The organism is Enterococcus sp. DIV0691, from assembly GCF_051711145.1.
GTDB classification, from domain to species: Bacteria; Bacillota; Bacilli; order Lactobacillales; family Enterococcaceae; genus Enterococcus_B; species Enterococcus_B hirae.
Map to the genome: position 1 here is coordinate 1,338,235 of NZ_JBIOLY010000001.1, position 15,799 is coordinate 1,354,033.

Here is a 15,799-nt window from a genome sequence, read left to right on the forward strand (position 1 = left end):
TGATGGGGGGGAACAATCGACTACTTTTTTGTGCATGAGCCGTTTTCTGCCTCTTACATATGTGTTTTTTTTTATTTCGTTATTCAGGATTCTTTATGGGTCAAGATCAAGAGTGTCTCGATCGATAATAGGAGTCTGGATAAAAAGTGTCATCATGAATCCGACGCCGTTCAGACTGACGGTATTTCTTTTCATCCCACAACATAAACCATAAAGCAAACAACGGAACAAAGATCAACAATGCTGTACGCATACCAAAATTACCAATAATAATGCCTAAAAATAATACCATTAATACTAAGCCAAGACGTCTCATTGATTTCATGATTTCTCACCTCATTATTTTATGCGAACAAAAGTTCGTATAATTAGTATACGAACTTTTGTTCGTTTTGTAAAGAGGGAAGAACAAAAAAGATCGAAATCTATGTGTGTAATACTCAGAATTTTTTTAAACCAGCACAGGTCATTTGCTTATTCACCGCATTCAAAGCAGTTAGCGGTATTTGATCTAAATCATGCCGCAGATCATGGTAGGTAAATGACGATTGTAGTGGTACCAAATGAAAAAAATCGAATTGGAAATACGACAAAGATCGACAAAAAAGTAGGAGATCGGTGCATTTTATTTAAGGAGTGAGGAAAGCACAAGAGAAAAAACTCAGGCCGTTTATGGACACTTAATCATCGTTTATCCATCTTAATGCCCATTAAAGAACCCGAGACACTTTGCCTCGGGTTTTTCAGTCTTTATTGATAGATATAGCAGTTACTGCAAATAAATGAGTATGCGAGTAAGACCTTCACTTAAGTCTAGTCAAAAAATCGTCTTTAATAGATATGACTGCGGTAGAGCCCAACGACTCGACCTAAAATAGAGACTTGATCTAAAATGATCGGTTCAAGAAGATCGTTTTCCGGTTGTAAACGAAAATGATTTTTTTCTTTATAGAATCGTTTACAAGTCGCTTCATCTTCGGCGGTCATTGCAATCACGATATCCCCGTTTTGGGCAGTTTCTTGTTTACGGACAATTACATTATCTCCGTCTAAAATTCCTGCATTGATCATACTTTCTCCGCGGATCGTCAACATGAACAAGCTTCCATCTTCAGAAGAAAGGTTAGGAGGGATCGGAAAGAAATCGGACGCATCTTCAACTGCTAAAATCGGTTCACCTGCAGTGACCACACCAAGCACTGGAATCGTGGAAGGTTTTACCCCTATTTTGGCTAATCCTTGTTTTGTTAATTCGATTGCACGTGGTTTCGTAGGGTCACGTTGAATAAATCCTTTTTTTTCCAATCGTGCAAGATGACCGTGAACTGTGGAGGTAGAAGAAAGCTGAACCGCTTCTCCGATCTCCCGAACAGTTGGTGGGTAGCCTTTTTGGGAAACTTGCTCGTGGATATATCGTAAGACTTCGATTTGTCTGGTTTCGGTTTGTCGGGCCACAGAGTACACCTTCTTTCAATTAATAATTAAATAGTACCACATAAAACTACTTCTTTCAAACAAATGTTCGTATTTAAAATATTTTATACTAGTTGTTTTTTTCGTGATTTTTATATAATATGAAGTAGAGTAAAAAGGAGGACTTGCTATGTTATCACCGGAAAAAATTACCCGCATCAACGAACTGGCCCAAAAAAAGAAAACAGAAGGCTTAACAGCTGACGAAGAAAAAGAACAATTGGCGTTAAGAGAAGAGTATCTGTCTGCTTTTCGTTCTGGGATGCGACACCATATCGAAGGGATGAAAATCGTTGATCCAGAAGGTAACGATGTCACTCCAGAAAAATTGAAAGAAATCCAACGTGAAAAAGGCTTACATCGTCGAGGAAATAAGTTTCAGTAATAATTACTAAAAAACATTGCTTTTTCTAGACGTATCTAATAAAATTAGTAAGTAAGAAATAAAGGTAAAAAAAACCTAAATTAATAGGAGGGGTTATTTTGTTCGACAAAATCGACCAACTTGGCGTTAACACGATCCGTACATTAAGTATTGAAGCAGTTCAAAAGGCAAATTCTGGACACCCAGGGTTACCAATGGGGGCAGCCCCAATGGCATATGCACTCTGGACGAAACATTTGAAAGTGAACCCAACGACTTCAAAAAATTGGGTTGACCGTGACCGTTTTGTCTTATCCGCAGGACATGGTTCGGCAATGTTATACAGCTTACTACATTTATCAGGTTATCAAGTCACAATCGATGACTTAAAACAATTCCGTCAATGGGATTCAAAAACACCTGGACATCCAGAGGTCAATCATACTGACGGAGTAGAAGCAACAACTGGACCGTTAGGACAAGGAATCGCTATGGCTGTAGGTATGGCAATGGCAGAAGCTCACTTGGCAGCAACATATAACAGAGAAAACTTCAAAGTGGTAGATCACTATACTTATTCTCTTTGTGGCGACGGCGACTTGATGGAAGGCGTTTCGCAAGAAGCAAGTTCAATGGCTGCTCACATGAAATTAGGTAAATTGATCGTATTGTATGATTCAAATGATATTTCATTAGATGGTCCTACTTCAAAAGCTTTCACTGAAAATGTAGGAGCTCGTTATGAAGCTTATGGCTGGCAACATATTTTGGTTAAAGATGGGAATGATTTAGAAGCCATCAATCAAGCGATCGAAGAAGCAAAAGCTGAAACTGAAAAACCAACATTGATCGAAGTCAAAACAGTGATCGGCTACGGAGCTCCTAAAGAAGGAACTTCTGCTGTCCATGGGGCACCAATTGGCGATGATGGAATTAAAATGGCTAAAGGAGTGTATGGTTGGGAGTATCCTGATTTCACAGTTCCAGAAGAAGTAGCTGAAAGATTCCACCAAACAATGGTTGAAGAAGGGCAAAAAGCTGAAAATGAATGGAAAGAAATGTTTGAAAACTATAAACATGCTTATCCAGAATTAGCTCAACAATTTGAAGATGCGTTTGCTGGAAAACTTCCAGCTGACTGGGATGCTGAATTACCTTCTTATGAAGTAGGCGAAAGTCAAGCTAGCCGGGTTTCAAGCAAAGAAGTGATTCAAGAGTTATCAAAAGCAATCCCAAGTTTCTGGGGCGGATCAGCGGACTTATCAGGTTCGAATAATACGATGGTCACTGCGGACAAAGACTTTACTCCAGAACATTATGAAGGTCGTAATATTTGGTTTGGCGTTCGTGAGTTTGCGATGGCAGCTGCGATGAACGGTATCCAGCTTCATGGCGGAACTCGTATCTATGGCGGCACATTCTTTGTTTTCGTTGATTACTTACGTCCAGCAGTCCGTTTAGCAGCTATTCAAAATACACCGGTCATCTACGTGTTGACACATGATTCAGTGGCGGTTGGTGAAGATGGACCAACACATGAGCCAATCGAACAATTAGCGTCTGTAAGATGTATGCCAGGTGTTCACGTGATTCGTCCAGCCGATGGGAATGAAACACGCGCTGCTTGGAAAGTAGCAATGGAATCGACTGATACACCAACGATCTTGGTTTTAAGTCGTCAAAATCTTCCAGTTCTGCCATCAACGAAAGAAGTGGCAGACGAAATGGTGAAAAAAGGAGCTTATGTACTATCACCAGCTCAAGGAGAAACACCAGAAGGTATCTTGATCGCGACTGGTTCTGAAGTGGATCTAGCAGTCAAAGCACAAAAAGAATTGGCAGCAGCTGGAAAAGATGTTTCAGTCGTTTCAATGCCAAGTTTCGATTTATTTGAAAAACAATCTGCAGAATACAAAGAAAGCGTCTTGCCAAAAGCCGTAACAAAACGAGTAGCTATTGAAGCAGCAGCTTCATTTGGTTGGGAACGCTATGTTGGGACAGAAGGAACAACTATCACGATCGATCATTTTGGTGCTTCTGCTCCAGGAAATAAAATTCTTGAAGAATTTGGTTTCACTGTGGAAAATGTTGTAGCAACTTTCAACCAATTATAAAATGAGTTAAAGAAGTTTTACGACAAACGTTTAAGAACATCTGAAAAAAGGAGACTATTTTCAGATGTTCTTTTTTTGTAGTAGAAAATTAGAATAATGATTCGTGTTTAATATTACTTAATGTTTCTTTAACATTACGTTCGTGTTACAAAAAGAAAAATAGTAAAGATTGATTTGAGTTTCCCATAAATTAAAAGTATAATTTAATTAATTAAGATTGTTTAAAGATGGAAACTTTATCAAGAGTTTTTTATTTTTTTGAGGAGGAATTCGAATGCAAGAGCTGAAAACCCGCAGTGCCCGACACCAAAAGAATAAAAGAACCATGGTGATCAATAAAAAAGCGATTGCTCCTTTGATGGGGACAACTCTTTTAGTGGGGCCAATGATGGTTACAGCAGCACCGCAAAATGTACGAGCAGATGAGCAGGTCACACAAACGACTGCAGATCCACAAGCTTTCATCAATCAAATCGGTTGGGCAGCTTCTGAAGTGGCTGCAAACAATGATTTATATGCATCGGTCATGATTGCCCAAGCTTTATTAGAAAGTGCTTATGGCACATCTAGCCTGGCAAGTGCGCCAAACTATAATTTATTCGGAGTTAAAGGAAGTTATAGTGGTCAAGTCGTTTATATGGCTACAAAGGAATATCTTAATGGACAATGGGTCACGATGAATGAACCTTTCCGTAAATATTCTTCTTATTGGGAATCTCTGCAAGATCATGCCAACGTTTTGCGTTCAACTAGTTTTTCAACTGGAGACTATCATTATGCTGGTGTCTGGAAAAGTAATACCACGAGTTTTTACGATGCGACAGCATATCTAACTGGTCGTTATGCAACAGATCCGGGTTACGGAGCAAAATTGAACTCATTGATTAATACGTATAATTTAACCCGATTTGATACGCCTTCTTCTGGTACCACAACGACGACAAGTACTACCACAACGACTACTACTACGTCAACTACCTCTTCATCAAGTGGTAGCCAGACCTATAAAGTGGTTTCAGGCGATACTTTATGGGATATCGCACAGAAATTTGGTTTGTCAGTTGATGACTTAATGGCTAAAAATGGGATGACGATGTCTAACTATTCCTTATTAGTCGGACAAGAAATAAACGTTTAGTTAAATTAAGTGATAAAAACGGGAAAGGCTCTTCGCAGCTTTCCTGTTTTTTTACGTTGAAAAGGCGAATTATTCGCCAGAAGTTTCTTAGTTGTATTATCATTGAATAGAAGAAAATATTAAGGAGGAACTTAAAATGACACAAATTTATCATTCGATTACAGAATTGATTGGTCAGACACCGATCGTTAAGCTTAATCATTTGGTTCCAGAAGACTCAGCGGAAGTTTATGTGAAATTGGAATTTTTTAATCCTGGTGGCAGCGTAAAAGACCGGATTGCATTAAGTATGATTGAAAAAGCAGAACGGGATGGCCTTCTTAAGCCAGGAGACACAATCATCGAACCGACTTCAGGAAATACAGGGATCGGATTAGCCATGGTTGGGGTAGCTAAAGGGTATAAAGTGATCATCGTGATGCCAGAAACGATGAGTATCGAACGACGCTTATTGATGAAAGGTTATGGTGCTGAATTACTGCTCACGCCAGGTAAGGATGGAATCAGTGGCTCAATCAAAGAAGCGAAACGTTTAGCAGCGGAAAATGACTACTTCTTGCCACTTCAGTTTGAAAATCCAGCCAATCCTTCTATCCATGAGAAAACAACTGGACATGAGATTCAAGAGGCGTTTGGTGTGAATGGGTTAGATGCTTTTGTAGCAGGGATTGGCACTGGAGGAACGATTTCTGGTGCTGGTAAAGAGTTGAAGCGAGTCTATCCAGCAATTGAAATCATTGGAGTTGAACCAGCCGAATCAGCGATTTTAGAAGGGAAAGAAGCAGGACCACATAAAATTCAAGGAATTGGGACAGGGTTTGTGCCAGATACTTTGGATACGAGCGTCTATGATCGGGTAGTTTCTGTAACAGGGGATCAAGCGTTAGCCACTGCTAGAGAAGTTGGAAAAAAAGAAGGAATCTTAGTAGGCATTTCATCAGGCGCAGCGATTGCTGCTGCTTTGGCAGAAGCAAAAGTGTTAGGTAAAGGGAAAAAAGTCTTAGCGGTTGTCCCAGATAACGGAGAACGTTATTTGTCAACAGCGCTTTATCAAGAAATGTAAAGAATTCTTACCACAACATTTAGACGTAATTAAGGAGATTTTTTCCTTGATTGCGTCTTTTTTCGCAATATTATGATTAATTTGAAATTTCTTTTCATGAAAAGTAGATTTTAAAAAGTAAAAATAGTATGATAGGACGAGAATAACAACGCGGGGTGTTAAAAATGGAGAATAAACTATTAGTTGAAGAAACAATCGAAAAATTGAAAAAGGAAAATATACGGATCACACCTCAGAGGTATGCAGTTTTAGAGTATCTGATTGAACATCATTCACATCCAACTGCTGACGAAATTTATCGTGCTCTGGAAGATCGTTTTCCGAATATGAGTGTGGCAACAGTTTATAACAATTTAAGATTGTTTACTTCAATTGGCTTTGTACAAGAGATGAAATTTGGGGATTCATCTAGTCGATTCGATTTTAGTTCAAAACGTCACTATCATGTGATATGCGAAAATTGTGGAAAGATCGTCGATTTTCATTATCCTGATTTAGCGGATATCGAAATGGCAGCTGGTCGATTGACGAACTTTGAGATCAATGAGCATCGTTTGGAATTATATGGTCGCTGTCCTGAGTGTCAAAAAGAACAAGCGATTTAGTTTGCTGAAAGTATTGATAAAAATATGAAAAAATAAAAAATTAGTCAGTTTGATAAACAAATCACTGACTTTTTTTTATTTTTTTCTCTTTCTTTCACAAAGGTTATAGTATATGTTTTTGTTTTCACAAGTAAATCGTGGATTAATCAGCAATTGCGCAGGAGAATGAACAGAAAACAACAAGGTTGAATTTGTGAATTCACAAGCATTAAACTGTTGTATCCGTTTTATTTTTGCTATATTTAAACTTGTCGAAGGACAAATCGTTAATCGGAGGGATTCACATATGAAAGTTGTAGTAATTGGCTGCACGCATGCGGGTACAGCAGCTGTTAAAAGTATCTTAAAAAATCACCCAGAAGCGGATGTTACTGTGTACGAGCGAAATGATAATATTTCCTTTTTATCATGTGGGATCGCATTATACGTGGGTGGTGTAGTAAAAGACCCAGCCGGTTTATTCTATTCTAATCCTGAAGAACTACATTCTTTAGGTGCAACTGTAAAAATGGAACATGATGTAACTGACGTGGATACTGAAAAGAAAACTGTGACAGCCAAAGATCTAAAAACTGGTGAAGTTGAAACAGTTTCTTATGATAAATTGGTAATGACTACTGGCTCTTGGCCAATCATTCCGCCAATCAAAGGAATTGAATCAAAAAATATTTTGTTATGTAAAAACTATAACCAAGCAAATGAAATTATTGCACAAGCAGAAGATGCCAAACGGGTGGTCATCGTAGGTGGTGGTTATATCGGTATCGAATTAGTCGAAGCTTTTGTTGAATCTGGTAAACAAGTTACATTGATTGATGGTTTAGATCGTATTTTAAATAAATATCTTGATAAACCATTCACAGATGTATTAGAAAAAGAACTTGTCGACCGTGGAGTTACTCTAGCATTAGGTGAAAATGTTTCTGAGTTTATTGCGGATGAAGAAGGTAAAGTGAAACAAGTAGCAACTGCTAAAGAAACTTTTGACGCGGACATGGTCATCTTATGTGTTGGTTTTAGACCAAATACGACATTAGTTGATGGAAAAGTTGATACGTTACCTAATGGAGCCATCAAAGTTAATGAATACATGCAAACAAGTGATCCAGATATCTTTGCTGCAGGGGATTCTGCTGTAGTAAGTTATAACCCAAGTGGTACCCAAAATTATATTCCTTTGGCAACTAACGCAGTTCGTCAAGGATTGTTAGTAGGAAATAACTTGACTGAACATAAAATGGCGTATCGTGGAACGCAAGGAACGTCTGGACTTTACCTATTTGGTTGGACGATTGGTTCAACAGGGGTGACAAAAGAGAGCGCACCTATGAATAATTTAGAAGTCCAAGCAACGGTCTTTGAAGACAATTATCGTCCAGAATTCATGCCAACAAATGAAAAAGTGATGATGGAATTGGTTTATGAAAAAGGGACAAACCGCATTGTCGGTGCCCAATTCATGTCGAAATATGATATCACTCAATCAGCAAATACGATGTCACTGGCTGTTCAAAATAAAATGACCGTTGAAGATCTAGCGCTATCTGATTTCTTCTTCCAACCTCATTTTGACCGTCCATGGAACTACTTGAACCTATTGGCACAAGCTGCATTGGGCGAAATCGAAACTGCGCAATAAGCAATCAGCGAATGGTTGAACATTGTTTATTCGTTTTTTAGAGATACTAGAAGAGACTGAGACAACTTTTGTCCCAGTCTCTCTTTTTTTACGTAAAGGTATCAACGGGTATTATCGAAACAAAAGAATCTTTTTTTCTAAAGATAAGAAAAAGAGATTCTTTTGTTTCTTTTTTATATGATAAAATTCAACTATTCTAATCAGGAGTGATGTTATGAACTTGTTTGAACGATCTTATATGTTGTTGGCACTAGCTTATGGGTTGGCTGATGCAGGAGATTTTAAAGCAGTCGGTGAAGAAGGAAAAAAAAATTATCAATTGTTATTCTCAACTTTTATTAAAATGCTTGAAAATGATGAACAGGAAGCATTGATTGACCGAGAGAAAAAACCAGCAATCATTGATTCCTTGAAAAGAACGATTAAATTTTATGAAATGAAAAATCCCAAAGAGTTACAGCAAATGATGGAAAACATGAAAAAAGATGATCCAACAGATTTTATAATTTTTCCAGCATATATCACTAAAAAAATTCAGGATCATGTATTTGGATTAATCCTTTATAGAAAAGAAGGACATTATTTAGTAGCGATGATTGATAAATTGGAAGATACGAACAGTGATCGTCCATCAGGTGTATTCACAACGATTCTTCCAGAAAAATTAAGTACTTTAAGTAAAATCATTTTCCAGACAAAATTTGAACATCACAAAGATAGTCGTTGCAATACAGCAAAAGTTATTCAGCAATTAGGCGAAGAAAAAATAGACCCTACATACCTCAACCTTAGTATGAGGGGATATAATGGAATGGCAAATTGTACGGTTAAAGAACTTTTTGGGACTTTTAGAGTCGTTCTCTACAACAGTCAGAAATCTATTTTTCAAGAGACAATAGCTACTGGGTTAAAAAAACTACCAGTAGAATTAAAAAGTAGAACAATTAAGCCAAAGGTAGGAAATACCAGAGATAATCGTAAGATGTTACTTGAAGCTTTTATAAAAGAAGCGAGATTTAATAAAAAACAAGTCAGTGCGTTGACTCATCTATATAACGTTTATTTAGAGCTTAAAGAACAACGAGAAAAAAGAATTGCTGAAAACCCCTATTATTTTTTGGAATACTCTCAGGGAGAATTTACAGCAAGTTTTACCAATAGTATAATCAACGACTCAAGTTCGCCGCTTACTTTCAAAAAAAGTCAATCGTTTGATAATTTTAAGGTGTTCACCTCGTCAAAAAGGCAATTACCAAACTTGGAGGAGATTTTAAAAGGAATACTTGATGAAGAAAATATCCGTAAGAATCTTCATCATTTAACAAGAAATGCTAGTATAAATGCTAGTGTGAAAAATGAATTACATACAAGAAAACAACTGACATCAGATGATAAAAATCTGAGCGTCAGCAATAACAAAAAAAACGATTGTATTGATTATTACAGTAAAATGGATGTCAAATCCAAGTGAAAGTATATAGATAGTCAAGTCTATCAATTGAATGAAATAATTTGAAAAATTACTGTTTTCTATATTTAAAAAATAGCGTCTTTTTAATATGCCTAGGTTTGTAAGGGGATAAGTGAGGAAGTAGTTTGAAAAAATTTAGGTCTAAATAAGCACATAGATAACAAAGTAGACAAAATTTAATATTATTTTGAGATAAAGTATTCTTTTAATTCTTAGACATAAAAGCTATAAGTTGTCTTTCAATTCGTTTTCTGACAAAATAAATATAGGATGATGAAAATCATGTCAAACGATAACGAAGGAGCAATCAAATAATGGAAAAAGAATATTTTGTACAACAAGCAGCATTTCTGGATGATTATAAAAAAGAAGCAAAAGATGAAACGATCAATGTCGATCAATTAGCTGATCAAGTAATCAACCAATTGAATGAAACACAAGAGGATTATTATCTAATGAGTGGGGAAGTAGCGAAAGATGGCAATTCCCATCGTTTCCCATTCAGTCGTCGCGTTTATTCAGATGAAAACGACGGAACAATCAATACGGAGTATACTTATGAAGGAGAACCTTACGTCTTGCAAACGGAAGAAGATAAATAAGCAGTTCTCTAATCATTTAAAAAAAGTTCAGGTTTTTCAATCGAATGATGATTGGGAGACCTGGCTTTTTTTGCGACGGCAGATGCTCTTTGATAGAGCGAATATTATATTTATTCCGAAAAGTGAAAAAGTGAAACAAAAAATAAAAAACATATAGAAGTAAAGGAAAGCTACCTTGCCTCGAACAAGCTTTTTCCGTATACTGGATTTGAAGTGAGGGAAAAATCATGTTGAACTTAGAAAATTATTTAAAAGCGGGTCAAACAACGATATCGAACTTGTTGTTAAAAAATTATCATCGTATCGGATTACAAGCAGAAGAGTTTTTATTTATTTTGCAATTGCAAAGGGCGCAACTCGAAGGAGACTTTTTCCCAGATTTACACTCGATTGCGTTGGATATGGGTGTCAAACAAGAGCGTATCTATCAAATTTTAAATCACTTGATCAGTAATGGGTTTATTAAAATTGAAACAGCAACAATTGATGGTAAGCAAGCTGATCGTTACAATCTATATCCTATATATGAAATTTTAGGGAATTTTTTGGAAAGTCAAAATCAAAAACAAGCTGATTTAAGTCAAGAAAAAATGGTGCAGTCTGTTTATCAGTTATTTGAACAGGAATTTGGTCGCCCATTGTCAGCCATCGAATTTCAACGGATCGGTCAATGGTTAGAAGAAGATCATTATCAACCGGAAATTCTGAAACTTGCTTTACGTGAGGCTGTTTTGAATCAAGCGTATAGTTTTAACTATGTGGATCGAATCTTGTTGTCTTGGGAACGTAAAAATTTAAAGACGAAGCAACAAGTAGAAGAAGATCAAAAAAGACGAAAACAACAAATGTTACAAAAAGAAGTGGAAACCACTAACGCACAACCAGAAGCCTTGCCAAAAGTTACGTTGAAAAATTGGCTGGAGGAATAATATGTTAAGTAAACAAAAAACAATGGAAGCCTTGACAAAAATGTACGACATGTTCCCAGAAGCACATGGTGAATTAAAACATCGAAACCCTTATGAACTGTTGATTGCTGTCATACTCAGTGCTCAAGCAACCGATGTCTCAGTTAATAAAGCGACCCCAGCTCTTTTTGAAGCTTTTCCAACTCCTGAAAAGCTGGCTGCGGCTCCGATTGATGACATTATCCCTAAGATCAAAACGATTGGTCTTTACCGCAATAAAGCAAAAAATATCAAAGCATGTGCCCAACAATTGATGAATCGCTTTTCAGGTCAAGTTCCTCAAACTAGAAAAGAATTGATTTCTCTTCCAGGAGTTGGACGAAAGACAGCGAATGTCGTTTTAGGTGATGCTTTTGGTATACCAGCAATTGCTGTGGATACTCATGTCGAGAGAGTAACAAAACGTTTAAGGATTTGTAAGTTGAATGCCTCGGTGTTGGAAGTAGAAGAAACGCTGATGCGCAAAGTACCAAAAGAATTATGGGTCAAGACTCACCACACTTTAATATTTTTTGGTCGTTATCATTGCACGGCAAGAAGTCCACGGTGTGAAGTTTGCCCCTTGTTAGACATGTGTCAAGATGGAAAAAACAGAATGAAAGAAAAAACATTGAACGTAAAACAAAAGATAAAAAAAGGAAGTTGAGGTTTTTCTCAACTTCCTTTTTTGTTATGTGCCAGAAGACGTTGAACGACTAGAGGACTGTCCGGACTGTGCATTGTTCTCCGGAGGTGTTTGCGCTGGTGGTGTCGTGGATGACTCAGGAGTTGCCGAAGATGAAGAGCTTTGACTACTGCTGCTATTTTCTGGCGTTTCAGCTGAACTACTTGAATCATTTTTTTCACTTGAACTATCTACCGATGTCGAAGATTCGGCAGATGACTCAGTTGTTGAAGTTTCTGTCGATTCCGAAGAAGAAGATACCGGTGTCGAACTTTCAGGTACCAGTGTCACTGATGAAGATGGCACCGTTGTTGAAGGGATCGTCGTACTTGGTGTTTTCTTGAGTTGATCGGTAAAGTATAATTCACCGCCAGATCTTACCAGTCCGCTAGGCATTTGCCAATCGCTATTTGTGACGCTGGATGATACATATTTCATTAATTCTCGATAAACATCAGAAGCAACATGAGACGAAGCGGAGGTGACAGGTGTCATTTTGTTGTTATAACCGGTCCATACTGAGATGGCGTAGTTTGGTGTATAACCAGCAAATAAAATATCAGGATACACACCGCTAGAAGTTCCTAATTTTGCGTACTCATCATCCGTATAGTTGGAAGTCCCGGTTTTCCCAGCTTGGTATAATCCAGGAATCAACGCATTCGTCCCAGTTCCTTTTGTTAATGTATCTTTTAAAATATCTGTGACCATATAGGCTGTTTCTGGAGACATAGCTGTATTACCATCGGGATCGAACGTTTCTTCTGTGCCGTCTTGGAAGACGATCTTATTGACATATTGTGGTTTATAATACGTTCCTCCATTAGCGAAAGCAGCATAGGCAGCCGCCATTTTTAAGGAAGAAGCGCCATATTTTGTGCCGTCTTGTTTTTCTGTGTTACTTGAAATCGCATTTGATTGATGGATCGTACTATATTCAATTCCAAGATCTTTTAAAAAGGTGCTGACTTTATCTGCGCCGACTTCATTGAACAATTTGACAGCTGGAACGTTCCTGGAAAGATACAAGGCTTGTCTTAAGGTGATCGTCCCCATAAAGCGGTTATCCCAGTTGCCTACTGGTGTTGAGGTTCCTTCATAGTTATAAGGAGCATCACTGATCGTTTTTCCTGTAGAGTATTTTAGATATTCAAAAGCTGGGCCATAATCTGTGACTGGTTTCATCGTCGAACCGAAGTCACGAGAAGTATTAACAGCTAAGTTCATACCTAGTGTGACATCTTCTGCAATATGGCGACCGCCAATTTGCGCTTTTACTTGACCAGTATTGACATCGATCAACGTAGAAGCAACTTGCATTTCATCATCAGGATAGTTGACATAGTCATCAGTGTTGACAATATCATAAAGATGTTTTTGTGCATCTAGATCTAAGTTAGTATAGATATCCAATCCATCAGTAAATACATTTTTATCCGTTTTTTCTTGAACTTCATTGATGACTTCTTTGACATAATTATCAACGATTTTTGAATTATCATCTTCTTTTTTCATCTCTTGAAGACCATCATCGATTGGTGTATTCACTGCAGCATCATATTCTGATTGAGAGATTTTCTTGTTTTGTAACATGGTATATAAAACAGTATCTCGCCGTTTTTTGGCTTGTTCTGGATATTGGTATGGGTCATAGGCAGAAGGCGCTTGTGGCATTCCAGCTAACAAAGCAGTCTGTGGTAATGAAAGTTCTGGTAATCTTTTACCAAAATAATTTTCTGCTGCCGTTTCCATTCCGTATAATCCGTTGGACATATAGACTTTGTTCACATAGTAAGTCAATATTTCTTGTTTTGATTTTTGTTGTTCTAATTTTACAGCTAACCAAGCTTCTTGTGCTTTTCGTTTCAAGGTTTGATCTGAAGCGTTGGTAGAGAAGTAGGAGAGCTTAATCAACTGTTGGGTCAATGTACTACCACCTTGAAGTCCGCCAGAAGTAAAGTTAGAAAGTGCAGAGCCGACGATCCGAACTGGGTCGATCCCGATATGTTTATAGAAACGACGATCTTCAACAGAAACGATGGCGTTTTCTAACGTTTTCGGCAATTCGTTTGCGGTAATCTTTTCTCTTTTTTCTGCTCCTAAATCTTCAAATAATTCGCCATTTTGTGTGTAAAGTTTAGAAGAAACAGTCGCATCTAATGCAGTGTCCGTTAATTTTGGAGCATCTTTTGCATAAAACCAAAATAATCCGACACCGGCTAGGAAAGCGATACAAATCAAAGAAAATAAAATCAAGATGATACGGATGAAAAGCCCACGCTTCTTATGCCCGGAACCTTTGCCAGAAGTTTTATTTCTTGTTTGACTCGTCTTTTTAGAAGAAGAGGGACTGTTTCGTCTGGAAGTTCTTGTTTGCTCATTTGCCATTCTTGCGATCTCCTTCGATAGTTAATGTTGATAAGTATTGATCTACCGCTTTTAGATAAGGGATACGTGGCGAAAAACCTGTTTGGATCTCGATCCCTATTTTTTCGATCAATGAAAGCGGAAGCGACTTTTTCCCCTGATCCTTTTGCGCATGCCAATAATCGATCAGATAAGTACTATCTAAATAAAAGCAACGCTTCAACGTAGAAAACCATAATAGGACAAAACAAATTCCTTGTTGCTTTAGACAAGCTTCCATATGGTCAATTTGATGCGCATGGAAATTTTTGAAGGGAAAAGATGTCTTATTCTTTGTTTCTTTCGCTTCAAAATCCAAATAGAAACCTCGATATACACCGTTATAATCTGTTGTGGAGGCCTGTGAGAAATAAGCTTCCTTAATAACAGCGGCGCTACGTCGAGGATAATCTACTTTAACAATTTGAATGGGGGTTGGTTTTTTATGGATAACAGCTACTTGGTGCGCTAAGTAATACTGGTTACTTTCGTTAATTGCTTCTTCAAAACGCATCCCTCGATTGCCAAATTCAATGGCTGATTCTCTTTTTTCTTGAACTTTTTCCTTTAAAGAGGCATTCTTATGATAGGGTTGGCCGTTTGGATAGCGTAAAACCATTTTAATCACACTCCTAGCCAACATTATAGCAAAAAAGAATCAAGAAAGAAAAGGAAACTCAAATGGACCGATTAAAAGTGATGTATATTTCCGGTTATCGAAGTTTTGAACTTGGGGTTTTTAAGGAAAATGACCCTAAAATAACGGTTATTAAAAAAGTCTTAAAAAAAGAGATACAGCAATTAGTCGAAGAAGGACTTGAATGGGTTCTTACTAGTGGAAACTTGGGTATAGAAACATGGGTCACGGAAGTAGTTGCTGAATTAAAGCAGGAATACCCTGAGTTAAAGTTGGGGATCATCTATCCATTCAAAGAGTTTGGAAATAATTGGAATGAGAATAATCAAGAAAAGTTAAGAATGGCAGAACAGTTAGCAGACTACGTTGAAGCAGTTAGCCATCAAGCCTATCAGTCGCCTAGCCAATTAAGAAACCACACGCGTTTTTTACTTGACCATACCGATGGCTGTCTATTAATTTATGATCCTGAGTTTCCAGGGAAAACCCTGTATTTTCTGAAAGAGGCGCAAACCTATCAACAGGATCATTCTTATGAAATTCGGCTAGTCAGTATGGATGATTTACAAAATTTCAGTGAATAATTCAGATAGTGTTTGATTTATCAAGTTATTTCCGATACAATGATATAGGTAGAAACTGTTATTATGTAAAT

15 protein-coding genes are annotated in these 15,799 nt (G+C 37.4%); 11 read left to right on the plus strand and 4 right to left on the minus strand.

The features are described 5' to 3' along the window. Positions 1–106: 106 nt before the first annotated feature. Both IGJ11_RS06020 and lexA read right to left on the minus strand, forming a co-directional pair. Positions 107–325: a hypothetical protein gene (locus IGJ11_RS06020; RefSeq protein ID WP_010719260.1), complete on the minus strand. Its 219-nt coding sequence runs from the start codon at positions 323–325 to the stop codon at positions 107–109. A gap of 506 nt (positions 326–831) precedes the next feature. Continuing rightward, the gene (lexA, locus tag IGJ11_RS06025; protein WP_010719259.1) at positions 832–1,455 is read right to left on the minus strand and encodes a transcriptional repressor LexA; all 624 of its coding nucleotides are present in this window, start codon (positions 1,453–1,455) and stop codon (positions 832–834) included. A 148-nt stretch (positions 1,456–1,603) separates the two neighbouring features. Between lexA and IGJ11_RS06030 the strand changes: the two genes are divergently transcribed. The 10 genes from IGJ11_RS06030 (at position 1,604) to nth (ending at position 12,083) form a co-directional block, all read left to right on the plus strand. Next, the gene (locus IGJ11_RS06030; protein ID WP_010719258.1) at positions 1,604–1,858 is read left to right on the plus strand and encodes a DUF896 family protein; all 255 of its coding nucleotides are present in this window, start codon (positions 1,604–1,606) and stop codon (positions 1,856–1,858) included. Between the two features lie 98 nt (positions 1,859–1,956). Next, entirely contained in the window at positions 1,957–3,951 is a 1,995-nt protein-coding gene (gene tkt, locus IGJ11_RS06035; RefSeq protein ID WP_010737506.1) for a transketolase, read from the plus strand. Positions 3,952–4,225: 274 nt separating this feature from the next. Continuing rightward, complete coding sequence (locus IGJ11_RS06040) at positions 4,226–5,089, plus strand: glucosaminidase domain-containing protein (protein WP_063627063.1); 864 nt, start codon at positions 4,226–4,228, stop codon at positions 5,087–5,089. A gap of 136 nt (positions 5,090–5,225) precedes the next feature. Continuing rightward, the gene (gene cysK / locus IGJ11_RS06045) at positions 5,226–6,152 is read left to right on the plus strand and encodes a cysteine synthase A (RefSeq protein ID WP_010719255.1); all 927 of its coding nucleotides are present in this window, start codon (positions 5,226–5,228) and stop codon (positions 6,150–6,152) included. A 164-nt stretch (positions 6,153–6,316) separates the two neighbouring features. Beyond that, positions 6,317–6,757, plus strand: coding sequence for a Fur family transcriptional regulator (locus IGJ11_RS06050; protein ID WP_010719254.1), 441 nt, complete (start codon positions 6,317–6,319; stop codon positions 6,755–6,757). Between the two features lie 286 nt (positions 6,758–7,043). Beyond that, on the plus strand, positions 7,044–8,396 hold the full coding sequence (locus tag IGJ11_RS06055) for an NADH oxidase (RefSeq protein ID WP_010737508.1): 1,353 nt from the start codon (positions 7,044–7,046) through the stop codon (positions 8,394–8,396). Positions 8,397–8,610: 214 nt separating this feature from the next. Continuing rightward, a complete protein-coding gene (locus IGJ11_RS06060) occupies positions 8,611–9,867 on the plus strand; it encodes a hypothetical protein (RefSeq protein WP_207432258.1) in 1,257 nt (418 codons plus the stop codon). A gap of 314 nt (positions 9,868–10,181) precedes the next feature. Then, positions 10,182–10,469 carry a DUF5960 family protein gene (locus tag IGJ11_RS06065; RefSeq protein WP_014834686.1) on the plus strand — a complete coding sequence of 96 codons (288 nt, stop codon included), beginning with the start codon at positions 10,182–10,184 and terminating at the stop codon, positions 10,467–10,469. A 227-nt stretch (positions 10,470–10,696) separates the two neighbouring features. Then, positions 10,697–11,398, plus strand: coding sequence for a DnaD domain protein (locus IGJ11_RS06070; protein ID WP_010737511.1), 702 nt, complete (start codon positions 10,697–10,699; stop codon positions 11,396–11,398). Between the two features lies 1 nt (position 11,399). Beyond that, positions 11,400–12,083 (plus strand): endonuclease III, encoded by a 684-nt coding sequence (gene nth / locus IGJ11_RS06075; protein WP_251849770.1) that lies wholly within the window; start codon positions 11,400–11,402, stop codon positions 12,081–12,083. A gap of 24 nt (positions 12,084–12,107) precedes the next feature. Here nth and IGJ11_RS06080 read toward each other — a convergent pair whose 3' ends face one another. Both IGJ11_RS06080 and recU read right to left on the minus strand, forming a co-directional pair. Then, positions 12,108–14,489, minus strand: a complete 2,382-nt coding sequence (locus tag IGJ11_RS06080; protein ID WP_010719246.1) for a PBP1A family penicillin-binding protein — start codon at positions 14,487–14,489, stop codon at positions 12,108–12,110. Next, positions 14,479–15,126 (minus strand): Holliday junction resolvase RecU, encoded by a 648-nt coding sequence (recU, locus tag IGJ11_RS06085; protein ID WP_010737514.1) that lies wholly within the window; start codon positions 15,124–15,126, stop codon positions 14,479–14,481. The genes IGJ11_RS06080 and recU overlap by 11 nt, the downstream gene beginning before the upstream one ends. 62 nt (positions 15,127–15,188) lie before the next feature. On the opposite strand from recU, the gene IGJ11_RS06090 reads away from it, so the two are divergent. Further along, positions 15,189–15,728, plus strand: a complete 540-nt coding sequence (locus IGJ11_RS06090) for a DUF1273 domain-containing protein (RefSeq protein WP_178286305.1) — start codon at positions 15,189–15,191, stop codon at positions 15,726–15,728. The last annotated feature ends 71 nt before the right edge of the window (positions 15,729–15,799 follow it).

Excerpts from the sequence above, each read along its gene's own strand:
- IGJ11_RS06050 (WP_010719254.1), top strand. The coding sequence starts at position 6,317 with ATGGAGAATAAACTATTAGTTGAAGAAACAATCGAAAAATTGAAAAAG.
- IGJ11_RS06020 (WP_010719260.1), bottom strand. The coding sequence starts at position 325 with ATGAAATCAATGAGACGTCTTGGCTTAGTATTAATGGTATTATTTTTA.
- IGJ11_RS06080 (WP_010719246.1), bottom strand. The coding sequence starts at position 14,489 with ATGGCAAATGAGCAAACAAGAACTTCCAGACGAAACAGTCCCTCTTCT.
- IGJ11_RS06065 (WP_014834686.1), top strand. The coding sequence starts at position 10,182 with ATGGAAAAAGAATATTTTGTACAACAAGCAGCATTTCTGGATGATTAT.
- IGJ11_RS06060 (WP_207432258.1), top strand. The coding sequence starts at position 8,611 with ATGAACTTGTTTGAACGATCTTATATGTTGTTGGCACTAGCTTATGGG.
- IGJ11_RS06030 (WP_010719258.1), top strand. The coding sequence starts at position 1,604 with ATGTTATCACCGGAAAAAATTACCCGCATCAACGAACTGGCCCAAAAA.
- nth (WP_251849770.1), top strand. The coding sequence starts at position 11,400 with ATGTTAAGTAAACAAAAAACAATGGAAGCCTTGACAAAAATGTACGAC.
- cysK (WP_010719255.1), top strand. The coding sequence starts at position 5,226 with ATGACACAAATTTATCATTCGATTACAGAATTGATTGGTCAGACACCG.
- IGJ11_RS06070 (WP_010737511.1), top strand. The coding sequence starts at position 10,697 with ATGTTGAACTTAGAAAATTATTTAAAAGCGGGTCAAACAACGATATCG.
- IGJ11_RS06055 (WP_010737508.1), top strand. The coding sequence starts at position 7,044 with ATGAAAGTTGTAGTAATTGGCTGCACGCATGCGGGTACAGCAGCTGTT.
- IGJ11_RS06090 (WP_178286305.1), top strand. The coding sequence starts at position 15,189 with ATGGACCGATTAAAAGTGATGTATATTTCCGGTTATCGAAGTTTTGAA.
- recU (WP_010737514.1), bottom strand. The coding sequence starts at position 15,126 with ATGGTTTTACGCTATCCAAACGGCCAACCCTATCATAAGAATGCCTCT.
- IGJ11_RS06040 (WP_063627063.1), top strand. The coding sequence starts at position 4,226 with ATGCAAGAGCTGAAAACCCGCAGTGCCCGACACCAAAAGAATAAAAGA.